Below are 20,092 nucleotides of genomic sequence, written 5' to 3' on the forward strand. Positions count from 1 at the left end.
TCCCTCGGGGTGCGGTCGGGCGGCGGTAATCTCGCAGTGCACACATCCGATGAGAGGCGCACCCCCATGAGTGACCCCGAGGTTCCCCAGCCCGAGCGGCCGAAGGACGTCAACGACGTCGTCGACAGCGCGAACGCTGGACTCGACGCCGCCGCCGCAGCGGGTGCAGGCGTGCATGGCACGCCCGCGGACGCTGCGCACGACACGTCGGCTCCGACACCTGCCCAGCCCGCCGTCGACCCGGATCTCGCCGCGTTCGAAGCCGCCGAGAAGGATCACCCCGGCACCTTCGCGACGCCCGAGCTCAACGACCCGAAGTACCTCGACGCAGACGACACGACGACGTCGCGGAACACGGATGCCGACACGACGAAGTCGTTCAGCACGGATGCGGACGCACCCCCGCCTACACGCCGCCGGTCGCGCACGAGCAGTCCGCTCTCGCCGGAGCCGCGTACTCGTCGGCCGACCGCACCGAGACCCGGATCGTCCCGTCCGAGCCTGCCGCCGCCGAACCGGTCATCGCGCCGGTCCAGCAGCAGCCGATCTTCGTCCAGGCTCCCGAGCCGCCCCGCGAGCGGGGTAACCGCGGCACCGCCGGTGCGATCGGTCTGCTCGCGACCATCGCCTTCGCGATCCTCTACCTGGGTGCGACGCTCGGCCTTCGTGCCGTCGCGGGTGACATCACGGGCGAGAACATCGGCGAAGCGGCTCTCGCTCCGCTGATGACCTGGGGCTTCTGGGTCCCCGTCGTGGTGTTCTTCCTCGGCTTCTGGCTTCTCGGAGCGTTCATCAACCGCGGACGCTGGGGACTCTGGGTGGTCTTCGGCATCATCGTCGGGCTCATCGCCTACGGCGGACACATCCTCGGTGCTCTCTTCGAGGCGCCGTTCTGGCTGCTCACGGCTCGGGAGGGGAGCGAGCTCATCGGAGCCCAGCTCTTCCACCCGCTCGCCATCGCAGCGTTCGTCTTCGGCCGTGAGCTGACCATCTGGTTCGGCGCGTGGGTCGCCCGCAGCGGGGCGCGCAAGACCGAGCTCAACGCCGAGGCGCAGCGTGAGTACGAGCGCACGCTCGAGGCCGGTCCGACGCTCTCGAGGTAATCACGAACATGTCATCGCCGAACCCCCGTGGACCCGCGTCCCCGGGGGTTTCGGTCATCCTGGCTCTGGTTCTCGCCACGATCAGCTTCTTCGCCCTGGCGGTGTTCGGCCTCGGCGCGCTGAGTGTGGCCACCGACCGGGACATCATCGCCGTCCCTGGCCTGGGGCAGGTGCCGGGAGCGGTCGGGATGCTCGCGGCGGTGGTGGCGTTCGCGCTGTCGCTCTGGGGGTCGCTGCGGCGATCGCATCCGTCGTTCCTCGCGGCGCCCGCCGTCGCGCTGGCCACGGCGCTCGCGCATCTGGTCGTCCTCTGGGTCGCGGTCGCGGTCGCGAGCGGTGACCTGATCGTCGCGACGGTCGTCGCGGGCGATCTCGTCCGTGGCGGGGCGAGCGCGGTGCTGTTGGCCGCCGGGGCCATCGCCGCCTGGGGCGGCATCGCGCTGCGCCGCACGCGCGCGCAGCAGCCGCAGTGGCCGTGGGAGCGCGACGACGAGGAATGACGCCCCGCCGTCGAGACGAAATCTCGGCAGCAGCGGTGCACGCGCCGTACGCTCTACGTGTGGAGCGCTCGTTGGAGACGCAGGTCGACCAGGCCGTCGAGGCCTGGTTGCGGTGGGTGCCGCGCTGGGAGCCGGCGACGCATCGTGGTCGGGTCGCGCCCTGTCGGCGTTGCCTGGGCTCGCCTATCCTGTCGGCGGCGGGCATCGGATCGAACACGCCGCACGGCGTGCAGCACGGCCTCTCGACCCGGATCAAGACGATCGTCGATCATGCCGTGGCCGAGTACACCGCGAGGAACCTCCCTATGCTGCAGCGCGAGCTCGACCAGCAGGCCGCACGGAACCGGGCGCGCAGCTACCGTCCGGCCGACGGGCTGGATCCGGAGTTCGACGGCCTCCCGCTCGATCCTGAGCCGGTCCCCGGCGCGCCGTTCCTCTTCACGATCGCGGGACTGGCGGACGAGGCGGTCGACGATCTGCCGCCGTTGCCGCCGCTGAGCGACGAGGCGAAGGTGGCGCTGCGACAGGAGGTCGCCCTCGCCGACGAGTACGCGAACATGGTCGGCCGTGAGATCTGCGGCATCCTGCTGCGCCACCGCATCTACATCCAGGCCGCGATCTCGCAGCATGTCGAGCCGCAGATCGAGGCGCTGCTCGCCGAGCTCACCGATTCGCTCGACTCCCCGTTCGACTCGGACCAGGCCTAGCGACCGCCGCTGAGCGGCCTTCATTTGACCACCACGTTACGCGGCATTACACTTGATCAGGTGTGTGCACGTCTCGACGTGCGCGCTGGGCGTCGGCACCATGCCGGTCCGCCCCCACGGCATACCCACCACCACAAAGGCTCGTCGATTCCGGCGTGCCGGTGGGTCACTGATGTGAAACCCATCACGCTGTCACCGTGCAGCATTATGAGGAGAGAACGTGCCAACCATTCAGCAGTTGGTTCGCAAGGGTCGCTCGCCCAAGGTCTCGAAGACCAAGGCGCCTGCACTCAAGTCGAACCCGCAGCAGGCCGGGGTCTGCACCCGCGTCTACACCACCACCCCGAAGAAGCCGAACTCGGCGATGCGCAAGGTCGCTCGTGTGAAGCTCCGCAACGGCACCGAGGTCACCGCCTACATCCCCGGTGAGGGTCACAACCTCCAGGAGCACTCGCTGGTGCTCGTCCGTGGAGGCCGTGTCAAGGACCTCCCCGGTGTCCGTTACAAGATCGTCCGTGGCGCCCTGGACACCCAGGCCGTCAAGAACCGTAAGCAGGCTCGCAGCCGCTACGGCGCAAAGAAGGGCTGAGTCCAATGCCTCGTAAGGGTCCCGCCCCCAAGCGTCCCGTCGTCAACGACCCGGTATACGGCGCTCCGATCGTCAGCCAGCTGGTCAACAAGATCCTGGTCGACGGCAAGAAGTCCCTCGCCGAGTCGATCGTCTACAACGCCCTCCGTGGCGTCGAGGCGAAGAACGGTCAGGACGCCGTCGCCACTCTGAAGAAGGCGCTCGACAACGTGCGCCCGACTCTCGAGGTCAAGAGCCGCCGCGTCGGTGGCTCGACCTACCAGGTTCCGGTCGAGGTCAAGCCGCACCGCGCGAACACCCTCGCGCTGCGCTGGCTCGTCAGCTACGCCAAGGGTCGTCGTGAGAAGACGATGACCGAGCGTCTCCAGAACGAGATCCTCGACGCGTCGAACGGTCTCGGTGCAGCGGTCAAGCGCCGCGAGGACACGCACAAGATGGCCGAGTCGAACCGCGCGTTCGCTCACTACCGCTGGTAAACAGCTTCGCCCGCCCCCGATCACACATCAGGGGCGGGCACCCCCTCTTCGCAGTACGACTGCACAAAAGATAAGGACACTCCTGTGGCACAAGACGTGCTCACCGACCTGAGCAAGGTTCGGAACATCGGCATCATGGCTCACATCGATGCTGGCAAGACCACCACGACCGAGCGCATCCTGTTCTACACGGGCGTCAACCACAAGCTCGGCGAGACCCACGACGGTGCCTCGACCACCGACTGGATGGAGCAGGAGAAGGAGCGCGGCATCACGATCACGTCTGCCGCCGTGACCTGCTACTGGAACAAGAACCAGATCAACATCATCGACACCCCCGGTCACGTGGACTTCACGGTCGAGGTGGAGCGCTCGCTCCGCGTCCTCGACGGTGCTGTCGCCGTCTTCGACGGCAAGGAGGGCGTCGAGCCCCAGTCCGAGACCGTGTGGCGTCAGGCCGACAAGTACAACGTCCCCCGCATCTGCTTCGTCAACAAGATGGACAAGCTCGGCGCAGACTTCTACTTCACCGTCGACACCATCATCAACCGCCTCGGCGCCAAGCCGCTGGTCATCCAGCTGCCCATCGGTGCGGAGAACGACTTCATCGGCGTCGTCGACCTCGTCGAGATGCGCGCGCTCGTCTGGGCGGGTGACTCCAAGGGTGACGTCACCATGGGTGCCTCCTACGAGATCCAGGAGATCCCGGCCGACCTCAAGGAGAAGGCCGACGAGTACCGTCAGCAGCTCCTCGAGACCGTCGCCGAGACCGACGACGCGCTGCTCGAGAAGTTCTTCGGTGGCGAGGAGCTGACCGTCGCCGAGATCAAGGGAGCGATCCGCAAGCTCACCGTGGCTTCCGAGATCTACCCGGTCCTCTGCGGTTCCGCGTTCAAGAACCGTGGCGTGCAGCCGATGCTGGATGCCGTCGTCGACTACCTCCCGAACCCGCTCGACGTGGGCTCGATCGAGGCGCACGACCCCAAGGACTACGACACGATCATCGAGCGTCACCCCGACGCGAAGGACCCGTTCGCGGCTCTCGCGTTCAAGGTCGCCGTGCACCCGTTCTTCGGTCGCCTGACCTACGTCCGCGTCTACTCGGGACAGCTCGACTCCGGCGCTGCGGTCATCAACTCGACCAAGGGCAAGAAGGAGCGCATCGGGAAGATCTTCCAGATGCACGCCAACAAGGAGATCCCGGTTCCCTCGGTCACCGCCGGCAACATCTACGCCGTCATCGGTCTGAAGGACACCACCACCGGTGACACCCTCACCGACCCGGCCTCACCGGTCGTCCTCGAGTCGATGACGTTCCCCGAGCCCGTCATCGAGGTCGCGATCGAGCCGAAGACCAAGGCCGACCAGGAGAAGCTGGGTGTCGCCATCCAGAAGCTCGCTGAAGAGGACCCGACCTTCCGCACGGAGCTCAACCCCGAGACCGGTCAGACGACCATCAAGGGCATGGGCGAGCTGCACCTCGACATCCTCGTCGATCGCATGAAGCGCGAGTTCAACGTCGAGGCCAACGTCGGCAAGCCGCAGGTGGCGTACCGCGAGACGATCCGCAAGGGCGTCGAGAAGTACGACTACACGCACAAGAAGCAGACCGGTGGATCGGGTCAGTTCGCGAAGATCCAGTTCAACATCGAGCCGCTCGACCTCGACGACGAGAAGACGTACGAGTTCGTCAACGCGGTCACCGGTGGTCGCATCCCGCGTGAGTACATCGGCTCGATCGATGCCGGCTTCCAGGACGCGATGAACGTCGGCGTGCTCGCCGGATACCCCATCGTGGGTGTCAAGGCGACCATCGTCGATGGTGCTGCTCACGACGTCGACTCCTCGGAGATGGCGTTCAAGATCGCAGGATCGATGGGCATGAAGGAAGCCCTTCGTCGGGCGAACCCGGCGCTTCTCGAGCCGCTCATGGCGGTCGAGGTGCGTACTCCTGAGGAGTACATGGGCGACGTCATCGGCGACCTGAACTCGCGTCGTGGCCAGATCCAGTCGATGGAGGACGCCGCAGGCGTCAAGGTCGTCCGTGCACACGTCCCGCTGTCCGAGATGTTCGGCTACATCGGCGACCTGCGCTCGAAGACCTCGGGCCGCGCCGTCTACTCGATGGAGTTCAACAGCTACGCTGAGGTTCCCCGCGCTGTGGCCGACGAGATCGTCCAGAAGCACCAGGGCGGCGGCGAGTAACACTTTCCTGGGAGCCGGGTTCACGCCCGGCTCCCAGGTCCCCTACAACTTCACATTCCCTCTCTACTAAACTGAGAACCTAACCCGTAGAGATCCGGTCGCAATCCAGTGCCCGGTGACCTCTACACGACGTCCTGAGGAGGACCAAGTGGCTAAGGCCAAGTTCGAGCGGACCAAGCCGCACGTCAACATCGGAACCATCGGTCACGTCGACCACGGCAAGACCACGCTCTCCGCAGCGATCTCGAAGGTGCTTGCTGACAAGTACCCCTCCGACACGAACGTGCAGCGCGACTTCGCTTCCATCGACTCGGCGCCGGAAGAGCGCCAGCGTGGAATCACCATCAACATCTCGCACATCGAGTACGAGACCCCGAAGCGCCACTACGCGCACGTTGACGCTCCCGGCCACGCCGACTACGTCAAGAACATGATCACCGGTGCTGCTCAGATGGACGGCGCGATCCTCGTGGTCGCCGCCACCGACGGCCCGATGGCTCAGACGCGTGAGCACGTGCTGCTCGCCAAGCAGGTCGGCGTCCCCTACCTGCTCGTCGCACTGAACAAGGCCGACATGGTCGACGACGAGGAGATCCTGGAGCTCGTCGAGCTCGAGGTCTCCGAGCTGCTCGCCTCGCAGGGCTTCGCCGAGGACGCTCCTGTCGTCCGCGTCTCCGCTCTGAAGGCACTCGAGGGTGACGAGAAGTGGACCCAGTCCATCCTCGACCTCATGGAGGCCGTCGACAACAACGTTCCCGACCCCGTGCGCGACAAGGACAAGCCGTTCCTCATGCCCGTCGAGGACGTCTTCACGATCACCGGTCGTGGAACCGTCGTCACCGGCCGCGCCGAGCGTGGCACGCTGGCCATCAACTCCGAGGTCGAGATCGTCGGACTCCGTCCGACCGTCAAGACCACGGTCACGGGTATCGAGATGTTCCACAAGCAGCTCGACGAGGCATGGGCCGGCGAGAACTGTGGTCTCCTGCTCCGTGGCACGAAGCGTGAGGACGTCGAGCGCGGTCAGGTCATCGTCAAGCCGGGTTCGGTCACGCCGCACACCGACTTCGCCGGTACCGCGTACATCCTGTCCAAGGATGAGGGCGGGCGTCACAACCCGTTCTACACGAACTACCGCCCGCAGTTCTACTTCCGCACCACCGACGTCACCGGCGTCATCACGCTGCCCGAGGGCACCGAGATGGTCATGCCCGGCGACACCACCGACGTGACGGTCGAGCTGATCCAGCCGATCGCCATGGAGGAGGGCCTCGGCTTCGCCATCCGTGAGGGTGGACGCACCGTCGGCGCCGGTACGGTCACGAAGATCATCAAGTAAGCATCTGCTTTCTCGCACAGGGGTCGGGCCTTCGGGTCCGGCCCCTGTGTCGTACCCGGGGCAGTGGGCCTCGGGGCGGTTTCTCGGTGACTTCGCGGCGAGATGCGATCGACGATCGATAGCATGGCCCGAGTCTGTCCGCAGGCGTCGTCGCCCGGCCCCGGGCATGAGAGGAACGCGACCATGACACAGATCCACGTGGGACCGCCGCCTCCGCGAAGCCATGCGCGGTTGTGGATCTCGACGCTGCTGCTCATCGTCTACTCCGCCTTCGTGCTGCTGGTGACGATGTGGCCGCAGCCCGAGCAGCTCGAGTTCGACAGCATCGCCGGGCGCGTGCTCCGCGCACTGCACAACCTCGGGGTGCCCGAGCGGTTCGGCTACAACGAGCTGGAGTTCGTCGCCAACATCGGCATGTTCGTGCCGCTCGGATTCCTGCTCGGACTCGCGCTCGCGCGCAAGGCCTGGTGGCTCGCGATCTTCCTGCTGCCGGCTTTCTCCGGAGCGATCGAGTTCACGCAGGGCATCGCCCTGGACGAGCGCGTGTCTACCGTTCTCGACGTGCTCGCCAACACGGTCGGCGGATATGCGGGTCTGCTGCTGGCGATGATCCTGAGGGCGATGATCCACGCCAGGGATCGCACGATGATCGAACGCGAGCTGTGGGAGCGTCGCGCCGCCGCGGCCGAACTGCATCGCCAGAATGAGGCTCGAGCCACAGCGCGCTCGGCAGAGGGAGCACGGCGTGCTGCGGTGTGGGCGGAGGAGCCCGACCCGGTGACCCGCGTCTTGGACGCGGACTTCTGGGAGACGGGGGATGCGCCCACCGTGCGGATCCCGGTCTAGTTCGCGACCGAGAATCCATCGACACGCGCGCATCGGGGTGGCGAGTGGCACGCGCGCCCACGCCGATAGGATTCGTAGTTCGGAGAGCCAGCCGACTTGACCGGAGGAACCCCATGGACGCGACAGCTCACGACCACGCAGCCGCCCCGAGCTGGCGTATCGAGAACGACGTTCTCGTGTCCGGCACCGGCGTCGCCTTCTTGGCAGGCGGCAATCAGCAGCCGCTGCAGTACGCGACCGGTGAGCTCACTCCGTCGCCGGAGTCACTCCGGGTCTTCGCTCGGAATCTGACCGCTCGTTCGCAGGACACCGCCGCGAGGGGAATCGCTTTCGCGCACGTCGTCTTCCCGGACAAGCAGTCGGTGCTGACCGAGGAGTTCCCCTTCCAGCCGGTCGTGAGGTTGGGTGAGACCTACCTCGACCAATTGCCCGAGGCCTTGGCGTCGCGCGTGGTGTACCCGGTGAGCGAGCTGCGGCAGCAGCCGGCCAGCTGCCTCCCTCTCGACACGCACCTGTCGCACACGGGCTCGCTCGTCGTCCTTCGGAACATGCTGTCGGCCGTCGACATCGTCGCGCCCGAGGCGCTGGATCGACTAGCAGGCCGCATCACGAAGCCGCGACGGTGGTCGGGTGATCTCGGCAGCAAGTTGCTTCCGGAACAGTTCCAAGAGGCGCTGCATCTCGACCCCGATTGGACGATCGAGGAGTTCAACAGCGGCGGAGGATTCAACGACGGGATGGTTGATGTCCTGCTGAGCCCGGAGGCGCCGGTCAATGCCACGGTCCTCTTGTTCGGGGACTCGTTCTTCCGCCTGATGCTGCGGCACTTGAGCGGCATCTTCACCAGGGTCATATGCCTGCGAACGAGGTTCTATCATCGCGAGATGGTGGAGCTGATCGAGCCCGACATCATCTTCACCGGCAACGCCGAGAGGTACCTCTCTCGCGTGTACTCGGACGAGAATGCGTTGCCTTTCGCCCTCTACCGGGCGTCACGAGGCGTTGCCGAGCCTTTCGAACCCGATTTTCTGGAGGCCTGGAGAAGCGTCAGCTCGCCGCGTGCGGCCCAGTCCCGAGCGTTCCTCGCGAGCCGGGGCGTTCCGCGCGAGCAGACAGTTTCCTGAACGCCGCGATCCGGACGACGGGGCGGGCTCCGACGGCCTCGCAGTCGGTCTCCCGTGCGCAGACCGGGCAGTCGGACTCGCCTGCGCGGACCGGGCCGGATCGGGGGCTTGCGATATCCTGGCTTTGGCTCGTGATCCGCAAATCAAGTTCATCTTGCGCGCCGTACTAGGAGGGGTGGGGCTGCGAACATGACAGCACTGGTCGGAGTCATCGACGGGTTCAATGGACGAGGTGTGTTCGGGTGGGCTCGTCGCGACGACGATGAATCGAACGTCCACGTGGACATCAGGCTCGACGGCGTACTCGTCGCCGAGGGTGTCCCCGCCAACAGGTTCCGGAAGGATCTCCGCTCCGCCGGTGGCCCGCACGGCAATCACGGTTTCGTGTGGGAACTCCCGCCATCCGCCACGTTCGGGGAGCGGGTGAAGGTCGCCGTCTCGGCGAGCGGATCGGGCGAGCTGATCGCAGAGCGTGAATTCGGAGCTCCTTTCAGTGGCACGCCCTGGCGCGGTTCCATCCGCGAGCCGAAGAACCGGACCCTGAGCGGTTGGGTCAAGCTCAACGGAAAGAACGACCCGGTCGTCGCGGACGTCTACCTCGGTGAGCGCCGTGTCGCCGAGGGGTACCGGTGCGACGTCGTGATCCCCGAACTCGCAACCGGAGGGGCCGGCACGGGGGCCTGGGGATTCTCTGTGCCCACGGGCGCGTTCCGCCCCACTTCGGAATCCGTCATGGTAACGCTCCGCGACCCCGCGGATGGCTCGATCATGCTGGAGAGGGAAGTGAGCACCGCCGCCCTCAAAGACTCGTACCGCGGCAATCTGGAATTCACTGACGCGGCGACCGTACGCGGATGGGCGGTCAATGAGGCCTGGGCGGACGACGTCTTCGATGTCGAGGTTCTTCTCGACGGCCATCCTTACCTGACGGTCAAGAACTCCCTGCCTCGCAATGACCTGCGCAAAGCTGGTCTCGCGAACGGCCAGGGCGGGCTGCGATTCATCAATCCGGTGCACCGGTGGATCTCCGACGGTGCGGAGCACACGCTCTCGCTGCGGTTCCCCGACCAGACGACGACCACCGAGTATCGCTTCAGTTCCGCCCCGCGGCACTCGCAGGGTGGCAGCATTCGGTTCGACGAGCCTTCGCTCCGTGGCGTGACCGTCATCGTCCCGATCTACAACGCGCCGGACGACCTGGCGGTCTGCATCGAACGTCTGCTGGCTCACACCCCGGCTTCCGCCAGCATCCTGCTGATCGATGACTGCTCGCCCGATCAGCGAGTGCAGGATGTGCTCGCGCCCTATCGGGACGACGCGAGGATCAGGATCCTCGCCAACGAGACCAACATGGGGTTCACGAGGACAGTGAACCGGGGCATCGTCGAAGCGGGGGACGACGATGTCGTGCTCTTGAACTCGGACGCGCGTGTGACGCCCGGATGGCTCGAAGGCATGCTCGTCGCCGCCGCCGATTCGCCTCGCACTGCGACAGTGACCGCCATGTCCGATCGTGCCGGCGCGTTCTCCGCACCGAGCATGGGCAACGACAACGCCCTGCCTGTCGGCGTCGACGAGATCGCGTATGCACGTGCCTTCCGCCGGGAGTCGGTGAGGAGTTATCCGAAGGTTCCCACCGGCAACGGTTTCTGCATGTGGATCAGCAGACTGTGCATCGAGGAGATCGGACCCCTCGACGCGGAGGCCTTCCCCCGGGGGTACGGCGAGGAGAACGACTTCTGCATGCGTGCAGGCCGCGCCGGCTGGGTCCACGTGATCGATGACAGCACCTACGTGTTCCACGACCGGTCGAAGAGCTTCGGTGACACCAAGACCGAACTGCTCGCCGCGGGTCGAGCAGTCGTAGACGCTCGATACCCCGAGTACAAGAATGCGATCCGCGTCTTCCGCGAGAGTCCGGAGATAGCGATCGCACGCAATCGGGCGCATGTGGCGCAGACCGTCGCGTCCCGGAACGCGGTGGCCCTGCCCCGAGTTCTCTACGTCATCTCGACGACGACGGGCGGGACGCCCCAGACGAATGCGGACCTCATGAACGCACTCGACGACGCGGTGGAGCCGTGGGTGCTGCGTTGCGATTCGCGGGAGATGACTCTGAGCCGGGTCGTGAACGGCGAACTTCGCGATGTCTACACGCACGAGCTGCATCACGAGCTGGAGCCGATCGGCCACATCTCTCCGGAGTACGACAGCGTTGTGGGGTCGTGGCTCAGACAGTGCGACTTCGACATCGTCCACATCAGGCATCTGCTGTGGCACTCCCTGTCGCTCCCGGGTATCGCCTCCCAGCTGGGGATGAAGGTCGTCGTCTCCTTCCACGACTACTATGCATTGTCGCCCAATCTGAAGCTGATCGACGATCGAGGGACGTACCTGGGCGATGAGTACGTCGCTTCCGGTTCGGTCTACCGCGACTCCGGCTGGCCGGAGCAGCACTACCCTCTTCCGAAGGGGGACTGGCTGCAGTGGTGGCAGGACCGCTTCTGGCGAGCGATTCGGATGTGCGACGCGTTCGTGACCACGTCGGAGAGCGCTCGCGATCTGATTCTCTACCATTTTCCCGAGATGGATCCCGAGAAGTTCAGCGTCATCGAACACGGCCGGGACTTCGAGGTCCTCCGGTTCGTCGCTGCTCGCCCGGTATACGGCGAGCCCGTCCGGATTCTCGTGCCGGGGGGCATCAACGCGGCGAAGGGCGCGGAGATCCTGCGCTCGATGGCGGACGCCGACGCCCTCGGCCAGATCGAGTGGCACATTCTCGGACCGATCAAGGAGAAGTTCGAATCGCGCGGCTCGCGCGTCGTCTATCACGGCGCCTACAAGCGCGAGAACTTCGGCAAGCTCGTCGAGAGCATCGCCCCACACGCGGGCGCGGTGCTCTCGATCTGGGACGAAACCTACTGTCATACCCTGACGGAGATGTGGAGCGTCGGCATTCCCGTCTTCGTTCTCGACTTCCCCAACGTGGCTCAGCGCGTGAGACGCTTCGGCGCAGGCTGGGTTCTCGACGGCACGGACGGACCAGCCCTGGTCACGCAGATCACGGAGACGCTCTACGATCGCGAGGTGCGCGTCGCCGCCTTGCGTGGTGTCCACGACTGGCAGAACGGGTGGGGCATCGCATGGACGACCACACAGATGGCGCTGCGCTACCTCGACGTCTATCGTCGGATTCTCTCCGAATCCGAAGGCGACTCGTCTGACACTCTTCGCGTCGGCATTCTCTCCCGTTCTTCACGCGACCTCACGCAGGCTTCGGCATCCACATACATCCGCATGTGGGAACGCACGCGGAACTCCGTAGCCCGCGACCTGGATTTCGTGCGGGTCACACCGGATGGCGCGGTCGCCTCGGTGCGGCAAGGCCTGCTCGACGTCTTGATCGTGCAGCCGGACGCCGTACCCGTCGCGGCCATCGCTGACCTTGTGGCGGCACTAGACTCCGCCGGCGCGGCACTCGTGATCGAAGATGGCCTCGACCCGATGTCGAGCGACTCCGAACGAGGAGCGCACCCGAGGGCCGACGCGGATTCGCCTGCGGTCACGGCCCTGCTGCGTGGAGCAACCGCGTTCTCGGTGTCGACGGAAGCGCGCCGCGACCGGTTGGCGGACCAGGGCGCGCCTGTCGAGGTCTTCCCTGTCGCGCTGAGCGATCGATTGTGGAACGTGCCGGTTCGCGCTCGGGCGCGTGACGGCAAAGTCCGCGCGCTCTACGTTGAAGATCGCGCGCACCGTGGGGAGCTCGACCTGGTGCTTCCTGCTCTCGATGCGTTCGCGGCCACCCGCCCCGACTTCGAACTCGTGATAGTCGGTGACTCCGCTGAAGACGAGTGGGCGGACCTCCAGGCCACCCGGCCCTGGCTGCATCGCGTGCAGGTGCCGGAGCGAGCTCGGCAGTACCCGCAGTCGGTCGAATGGCTCCGTGCGCGCGCCGAACAGAGCGACTTCGCGATCGCGCCGCTGGCAGACGCGGACCTCCCTGCGTCCGTATCCGACCTGAAGCTCCTCGAACATCTCGCCCTGGGGTTGCGCACCGTCGCGAGTGCCGTCGGACCGTACAGCGAGACGCCGATCCCCGGAGTGACAGCGGTCGCGAATTCGCTCGAGGCATGGGTCGATGCGCTTCGTCGCACGACAGCCGACGTCGAGGCCGAAGGATCGCGTATCGATGCCCGCGCCTGGCTCGTCGAGAACGGCATGCTCGCAGGTCAGCAGCCGCAGTTCGATCGGTTCCTGAGATCCGCTGCGGACATCGCGAGCACCTCACGCTCGCGATCATTGACAGCGGCGTGAACGTCGGGCGGCCCCGCCACGCGGGGCCGCCCGACGGCTCGACCGCCCCGCCGGGCGGATGCGCTCGGGCGCTACCGAGCCGCGACCGAGCTGGCACCGCCCTGTAGCGCGGTTCGAAGGTCTGCCCAGTGATCGTCGATCCTCTTGAGGGAGGAATCGATATTGACGGGATCGAGCGCGGCCTGCTGCTCGCTGGATCGGAGGACGTTCAGGGCCTCTTCCCAGCTCGAGACCAAACGATCCTCAGCGTCGAGGTGAGCGAGCAGCCCCCGGAACTTGTGCTGAGCCGCGTGGCTGGCGACGATGAGCCCGGGCACTCCGAACGACGCCGCGGTGATGAACCCGTGCATGGACGAGCCGACATACAGGCATGAGCGAGAGATCACATAGGCGACGTCCTCCACGGCCTTCGGCGCGCTGAAGACGACAGGGTCGGACTGCATCTGCGCAGCCACTGTCTCGGCGAATCGGTCATCGCCGTGGCACGGGCCGATGGCGATCAGCACGATCGTCGCTTGCAGCGTCGAGGAGAGGTCATCGAGGCGACGGGCGAGCGATGCGACGTCACCACCTTTGTACCGGTCGTTGATGTGGACGGCTGCGAATCGAGAGTCCAGAGTCGCCGCCAGCCGTGGCGGCACGTCCAGGTCTGCGGGCGCGTTCGAGGAGAACATGTCGCGTATCTCCAGGGCGGAGTCCGGCACCACCGCGGCATCCGGGACGCCGATGGACCGGAGCACCTGTTGGCTGTATGTGTCACGCACAGCGAGATAGTCGGCTCGCGTGGCGAAGCGACGCATCAGCGGCGCCGCGACCGTGCCCGGCACCTTGGGCACCCCCGGGGCGTTCACCACCAGGGGGATGCGTTGTCTGGTTGCGAGTTGCGTCGCACCGAGCCAGAGTCGCGGATACGCGACCCTCTTCACGCTCTGATAGGTCGTGAGGTTGGTCCCGTTGTCATGGATGATGTTTCCGCCCCCGACGACGACGGCGTCGAATTCGGTTCCTGCTCGCTGAACGTCAGCCAGGGAATGGCTGACCGCGACATCACGGTAGATCTGCACACCGCCCACCGGCGAGATGTGAACGATCTCATCTGAGATGTCCGCGAGTCGCCATTCCAGAAGTCGTGGGAACAGGAGATCGCCGTAGTTGGCGACGTCGAAAGTGCCGAAGTGAGCGATTCTCACTGGATCTCCAAGTTTCGTGAAGTGCCGGTTGGACAGGTCAGAGCAAGCCGCGGCACCGCTCACCGAAGCACGTGCGTTGGGGACGCGCGGGCGACGTTCGGGATTGTTCTGACCGACGACGCTGACGCGAACGATCTAAGCGTAGTGAGTGAATCGTGCGAATGATGACGGACGGGGCGATGCGGAGGGCGGGGAATCACCGACGCCGCGACAGCGCCGCTTCGAGAAGCGTTCGCGCTCGCGAATCGAAGGAGTGGTCCGCGCGGATTCTCGAGGAGATCTCCGCCATCTGCTCGCTCGACGGCATCCAGCTCCGATCCGTGACGAGCTCTCGCATGCGCTCCACCGAGTCCGCGATGACCACGGCACCTTCGAAGATCTCCAGACCGTCGATCGCGTCGCTGATCAGCGGTGTTCCGCAGGCCAGGGCGTCGAACGTGCGGTTGTTGATGAAGCCCCACTCCGCCATGTCGGAGAAATGGTCGTTGAGAACGATGTTCGCCGACCTGTAGGCGTGCGGCAGACGGTCGGCATCGAGATACCCGTCGCGCACATAGCGCTCGGGAGCGAACTTGTGCCAGCCGGGACCCCAGAGGCCGACCGGGGCTTCGGCCTGCACGGCCATTCCCACGATCGCGCGTCCGAATTCGTGCCCGTGACTTCCTCCGACGAAGATCAGATCGTCGGGCTCGCTCACCGGCTCCAGGTCCGGCCGGAAGCGTTCGGGGGATGTCGCCTGCAGCAGCGGCTCGATGGTCCGACCGGAGCGAGCCGACATCCACGAGGCCCACTTCTCCGACGCGGCGAAGACGACATCGTATCCGCGGACCTCATCGACTGTGACCAGCTCTGGCCGGCTGATGACCCACAGGATGTTGACGGCCCCGGGCTGCGGAGGAATCGCATGTCGTCCTCGCAGCGTCAGCACGACGTCGTCGAGGTACGACGTCGACCGGGTCCACGCCTCGTGTCGATCGGTGACCACCTGCTGCCCGTGAGCGCGAAGTGCGCGCGCGAGATCCGACGCGAACGGGATGTCGCCCCAGTGATCGCCACCCCGAGTGGAGGGAACGCCGGTCTTGATCGCCCACCGCAGTCGCGTGGCGGAATCCGAGTACGCCGTCTCGAGGTGCCGCGGCTCTCTCAGCAGCACGGGAACGGCAGTCGGCTGCCCAGGGCTGAAGGTCGGTGCGAAGCGCGCGACCGTCATCTCCAGGGCGTCGTAACGGTCTCGGTCGTCGGGGGCTGCCTGTCCGCCCCAACGATCGAGATACGTGCGGCGATTCTGCACCTGACGCCGTTCCCGATATGCGCTGGTCCCCGGCGTATGAATCACGATCGCCTGCGGTTCGCAGTCGAATCGAGCCGTGGGCACCTCTTGCTTGGCCCTGCGGCAGAAGTCCACGTCTTCGAGCCCGTTCGCGTACAGCGGGTCGAATCCGGAGAGTTCCGCGAAGATCGCGGCGTCGAAGATGCTGGCGCTGGCGCTGATGGCGGTGAGGTCGTCGAGCCGTGCGAGAGCCGCGTCGTCGATGGTGAGGTTCGCCAGCAGCCCGCTTGGGAGGGGCAGCTCGTTGAAGAAGGCGTAACCGGAGTGCTGGACGGTGTAGTCGCGGTTCACCAGGAGAGCTTGGACCCCGGCCGCCCCGACCTCCCTGCGCCTGGTCGACAGAGCCTGGAGCCAGCCGTCACGGGCATCCGCATCCGGGTCGAGGAAAGCGACGTGAGCACCCGTGGTGAGGGCGAATCCGTAGTTTGCCGCGAGGGCGAAGTTGTTGTTCGCCGGGAGGCGGATGTAGCGGACTCGCGGCTCGTTCATGTAACGAAGTGTCAGATGCCGACCGACCGCAGCTCGGGAGCCGTTGTCGATGATGACGACCTCGAGATCCTCATCGAAGGACTGCAGGAGGCGATCGATGGACCGGGCTGCATGCCCGATCGTTCCGGCGACGACGGTGACGAGACTCGTGCGGTCGACGACACGGTTCTCGACGGACCGGCGCGTGGCCTCCCAGTCGATGAGGTTGCGCTCGGTGACGACCCACTGCCAGTGCTGCGACTGGTTCTGGGTGATACGGCCGTCGGCGCTCTTGTTGTCGTACTCGCAGCCCACGAACGGAAGGTATTCGAGCCGCCCGAGCCTGGCCAGCCGCAGGACGAGGTCGTAGTCCACCCAACGGCGAAGGGTGACGTCGAAGACGCCGGCCTCCTGCAGAGCCTGGGAGCGGACGACCAGCACGTTCAGGTCGATGGAATTTCCGAGCTGAAGATCGATGAGCTGCGCATCGCCGCCGCGATAGGCGACCTCGTCATCGCCGTGCAATCGCAGTCCCGCATGGGAGGCGACGACGTCGGGAGCCGCTTCGAGAGCAGCCAGCGACAGCTCGAGGAATCTGGGTGTCCAGCTGTTGTCACTGTCAAGGAACGCGACGTAATCGCCGCGTGCCTGCTCGAGTCCGGTGTTGCGACTGGCGCTGACGCCCGCGTGGGGGCCGGCGAGGAGGGTCACCCGAGGGTCGGTGCGCACGTACTCCGCGACGACGTCACGGGTGTTGTCGGTCGACCCGTCATCGACGACGATCAGTTCGAGCTGGTCGTGGGTCTGCGCGAGGACGGACTCGATCGCCGTAGCCACGAGGTCGGCCCGATTCAGAACCGGCATGACCACCGAGACGAGCGCCCGTGAGGGAACCCCCGCCGACGTGACGCTCGCGATCCACTGCTCGGTCTCCTTGTGATCCCACGTCTTGCGGCGAGGCGGGAGGGCAGCGGCCATCTGCTGCCGGTGATCCTTCGCGAAGTCGACGGCCGCTCGGCGGGCCTCGCCGAAAGTCGGGACTGCGCCGGCGAGACCTTCGGGCACCGGGAGAAGCTGATCGGGGCGGAGGCGGGAGATCAGATCGAGCGGGTCTTCGTCTGTGACGCGCGGATCGAACAACGGCCCCCAGGCATGTGTCCGCGCGTTCGGGCTGCGCAGGTAGCTGAGCAACGTCGCGACCCCGTCTCGCGCGCGGGTCGCGCTGCGGACGCTCGCGGGAAGGAATTCGATCTCGATCAGCGGGTGTGGGGACAGCCCCGAGCCGATCCCGTGAGCGAGATAGTGCTGCATCGCCTGCCGCGGCGTCCGCCCCGTCAGCTGAGCGATCTCCGAGTAGTAGGAATGGTCGAATATCCCGCTCCTGAGCAAGGCGCTCGTGGCGTACACGCGGCGTGCCTCGATGTACTGAGCCCGCGCCGTCTTCTTCAGTCCTGCTACCGACACCTGCGATTCCCCCTGATATGGCGTTTTGTCTGATGCTATTCGATGTCGTCCGCTCCTAAGCGGAGGTGATCGCACGCCGCACGCGCTCGACGCCCGGTCTCAGCCACGGCGCACGCGCGAGCACGGCCCGAGCCGCCGGAATCATCCTGCGAGTCACGCGCTGTGCGAGTGTGCCCCGGCGGCCGCTCGCAGAGTCTCCGCCTCCGTTGCCCATGTTCATGCTCCGAGAAGAGCGCGTCGCCGCATGCTGTTCGGCGAGCATGATCGAAAGGTCGACGATCCGTCGCACGTCGTCGACAGTCGGCTCCGGTGACAGCTCGGTCGGCAGAGTTCCGTCGACCAGTCCGCGGTACAACGTGGGGAAGTCGTGGGACAGTTCGCGTTCAGCCGCGACCAGCGACCCGTTCGACATGCGTGTGTAGCGCGACGGATCGGTCACGATCTCGGCTATCCGTCGGGCGAGTTCCCCGGCATTCCCCCACGCCGCCGTCACGACGCCGTCGTTCCCACGGGTCACGGCTAACCACGGCAACTCGTACATAGCGACGGGCAGGCCCCTCGCCTGTGCCTCGGGGATCGTGAGCGGGTAGCCCTCGATGATGCTGGTGTTCACGAAGAGGTCAGCCGAGTCGATCGCCGCGCTGAGGGCGAGGCCGTGAAGCGGTCCCACCGCCTCGACACGCTCTGCGAGACCACGAGCCTTCGCCATTCCGTTCAGTTGGGAGGCCGTCATGTCGCGCCAGTCGGGGCCGATGATCCTGAGCCGGAAATCGACGCCCATCCGCTCGAGGTGCTCCGCGACGTCGATCAGCTCGCTGACTCTCTTGGTGCGCTGTTGCAGACGACCCCACCAGACGAGCTCGACTCGGCGCCCGGCGGGTGCGCGTCTCGGCTCCGTCTTGACTCCGGCAGTGAGCAGATTCGACGACGGTGGATTGGGCAGGAAGGACACACGCGGCATCCCGCGCAGCTTCCAGAACGCGACGTCGAGTGGCGAGAGCACGACGAGGTGCGAGAGCAGCGCGAAGTATCGCGGGGCGGATTCGAGTCGATCGAGACCGAGCAGCAGCGATCGACCCGCGAAGTTGTGCGACCAGCCGATGGTCGGGACCCCCTCCGCGCGCGCGGCGAGGGCGAAGGCATGCCATGTCGCGGAGTACTGCCATTGGTGGTCGAGGACGAGATCCACGTCGTGCTGCGCACAGACCTCGGCCCACTCCTCGAGCGCGACGGCGAGCGAGTCCGCGGAGAGTTCGACGAAGCCGACTCCGTGGGGAAGCCCGGAGAGATCGCTGCCTCCTTCGCGCGCCACGATCGTAACCCGGAAGCCCGATTCCTGCAGCACGCGTGCCTGCGATATCACGACGCCCGAGATTCCTCCGGTGCGCAGATGGTTCGTGGCGAGCACCACGCTGCGCACTGGCCGAGCCTCGACCTCGATCGCGTCGCCGTGAGCGGCGAGCGTGTCGATGCTCTCGGGTCCGTGCAGGGCGGTGGACTGCACGATGTCGCGCGCGGAGGCTCGCGTGTAGAGGTCGTCGAATACTGCGCTCCGCAGATCCGCACGTGTGTGCTGTGCGAGGTAGTGCGTGGTGTATCCGATGAGCGCCCGGCGCACGGATGCATAGGTGGCGAGGACCGCATCGGGGTCGGTGCTGGCGATGGCGAGCCGCCGAACGGCGGGCTCGATCGAGTCGATGGATCGGATGGCGCTCGCGTAGAAGGACGCTGTCTCGAGGTCGCGCACCTTCTGACCGCTCCGGCCGCGCCCGAAGTGATAGCGGTACAGGCGGTCCGGGATCGGTTCGAGACGGGCGGCCAGCGCCGCGGCGAGGAAGGAGATCGGCAGGTCGTTGACCCTCGGCAGAACCAGGTCTGCGGGCATGAGGGCGTACGCGTCGACCAGGAGGCGAGTTCGGAACAGGTACCGCCACAGCTGCCCCTGGGCCGGTCGGTCCAGCGGGAAGAGCTGGGGCAGCACATCGCCTCCGCCGAGCGTCGCGTGCTTCGGTTGCAGGCGTCCCTCGAACGCCCCGCCGGTGCGTCCGTCCGGACGCACGACCTCCACTCCGAACTGCACGAGATCCGCGCCGGTCTGCGTCGCCTTCTCGAGCGCTGTCTCGGCTGCGGTGTCTGCGAGCTCGTCGTCGCCGTCGAGGAACAGCAGATGATCGGCGCTCGCCGCGAGGATGCCGACACGACGAGCCTGATACGCCGACGCGTTCTGCTCCTGCCGGATGAGCCGCACCCGCGGATCCTTCGCACTGTATCGCTCGACGACGGAGGCAGTTCCATCCGTCGACGCATCGTCGACCACGATGACCTCGATCGCCGCGAGGGTCTGCCGCAGACAGCTGTCGAGCGCGCCGGCGATCACGTCCGCATCATTGAAGACGGGGACGACTATCGAGACGAGGGGCGTCGCGTGCATGTGATC

General features: G+C 66.2%; 14 protein-coding genes. 11 read left to right on the forward strand and 3 right to left on the reverse strand.

Features of this window, described 5'->3' with window-relative positions; all coding sequences use genetic code 11:
* Positions 1-66: 66 nt before the first annotated feature.
* The 11 genes from ACZZZQ_RS12025 to ACZZZQ_RS12075 all read left to right on the forward strand — a co-directional run bounded on the left by ACZZZQ_RS12025 (position 67) and on the right by ACZZZQ_RS12075 (position 13,203).
* The gene (locus ACZZZQ_RS12025) at positions 67-726 is read left to right on the forward strand and encodes a hypothetical protein (protein ID WP_463507647.1); all 660 of its coding nucleotides are present in this window, start codon (positions 67-69) and stop codon (positions 724-726) included.
* Complete coding sequence (locus tag ACZZZQ_RS12030) at positions 726-1,103, forward strand: hypothetical protein (RefSeq protein ID WP_463507648.1); 378 nt, start codon at positions 726-728, stop codon at positions 1,101-1,103. Before ACZZZQ_RS12025 ends, ACZZZQ_RS12030 begins: the two co-directional genes overlap by 1 nt.
* Before the next feature lie 8 nt (positions 1,104-1,111).
* Entirely contained in the window at positions 1,112-1,603 is a 492-nt protein-coding gene (locus tag ACZZZQ_RS12035; RefSeq protein ID WP_463507649.1) for a hypothetical protein, read from the forward strand.
* Between the two features lie 59 nt (positions 1,604-1,662).
* Entirely contained in the window at positions 1,663-2,310 is a 648-nt protein-coding gene (locus ACZZZQ_RS12040) for a hypothetical protein (RefSeq protein ID WP_053099216.1), read from the forward strand.
* Positions 2,311-2,530: 220 nt separating this feature from the next.
* Positions 2,531-2,899 carry a 30S ribosomal protein S12 gene (rpsL, locus tag ACZZZQ_RS12045; protein ID WP_013584051.1) on the forward strand — a complete coding sequence of 123 codons (369 nt, stop codon included), beginning with the start codon at positions 2,531-2,533 and terminating at the stop codon, positions 2,897-2,899.
* 5 nt (positions 2,900-2,904) lie between these two features.
* Complete coding sequence (gene rpsG / locus ACZZZQ_RS12050; RefSeq protein ID WP_050722490.1) at positions 2,905-3,375, forward strand: 30S ribosomal protein S7; 471 nt, start codon at positions 2,905-2,907, stop codon at positions 3,373-3,375.
* A gap of 84 nt (positions 3,376-3,459) precedes the next feature.
* Positions 3,460-5,580, forward strand: coding sequence for an elongation factor G (gene fusA / locus ACZZZQ_RS12055; RefSeq protein ID WP_053097509.1), 2,121 nt, complete (start codon positions 3,460-3,462; stop codon positions 5,578-5,580).
* A gap of 148 nt (positions 5,581-5,728) precedes the next feature.
* Complete coding sequence (gene tuf / locus ACZZZQ_RS12060) at positions 5,729-6,919, forward strand: elongation factor Tu (protein ID WP_053097508.1); 1,191 nt, start codon at positions 5,729-5,731, stop codon at positions 6,917-6,919.
* A gap of 183 nt (positions 6,920-7,102) precedes the next feature.
* Positions 7,103-7,765: a VanZ family protein gene (locus tag ACZZZQ_RS12065; protein ID WP_463507650.1), complete on the forward strand. Its 663-nt coding sequence runs from the start codon at positions 7,103-7,105 to the stop codon at positions 7,763-7,765.
* 113 nt (positions 7,766-7,878) lie between these two features.
* On the forward strand, positions 7,879-8,889 hold the full coding sequence (locus ACZZZQ_RS12070) for a hypothetical protein (protein ID WP_463507651.1): 1,011 nt from the start codon (positions 7,879-7,881) through the stop codon (positions 8,887-8,889).
* 189 nt (positions 8,890-9,078) lie between these two features.
* Positions 9,079-13,203 carry a glycosyltransferase gene (locus ACZZZQ_RS12075; protein ID WP_463507652.1) on the forward strand — a complete coding sequence of 1,375 codons (4,125 nt, stop codon included), beginning with the start codon at positions 9,079-9,081 and terminating at the stop codon, positions 13,201-13,203.
* 71 nt (positions 13,204-13,274) lie between these two features.
* Here ACZZZQ_RS12075 and ACZZZQ_RS12080 read toward each other — a convergent pair whose 3' ends face one another.
* The 3 genes from ACZZZQ_RS12080 to ACZZZQ_RS12090 all read right to left on the reverse strand — a co-directional run bounded on the left by ACZZZQ_RS12080 (position 13,275) and on the right by ACZZZQ_RS12090 (position 20,086).
* Positions 13,275-14,393 carry a polysaccharide pyruvyl transferase family protein gene (locus ACZZZQ_RS12080; RefSeq protein WP_463507653.1) on the reverse strand — a complete coding sequence of 373 codons (1,119 nt, stop codon included), beginning with the start codon at positions 14,391-14,393 and terminating at the stop codon, positions 13,275-13,277.
* Between the two features lie 196 nt (positions 14,394-14,589).
* The gene (locus ACZZZQ_RS12085; protein ID WP_463507654.1) at positions 14,590-17,655 is read right to left on the reverse strand and encodes a glycosyltransferase; all 3,066 of its coding nucleotides are present in this window, start codon (positions 17,653-17,655) and stop codon (positions 14,590-14,592) included.
* Positions 17,656-17,710: 55 nt separating this feature from the next.
* The gene (locus ACZZZQ_RS12090) at positions 17,711-20,086 is read right to left on the reverse strand and encodes a glycosyltransferase (RefSeq protein ID WP_463507655.1); all 2,376 of its coding nucleotides are present in this window, start codon (positions 20,084-20,086) and stop codon (positions 17,711-17,713) included.
* Positions 20,087-20,092: the final 6 nt, after the last annotated feature.

It is taken from the genome of Microbacterium sp. AC132, from assembly GCF_979258525.1.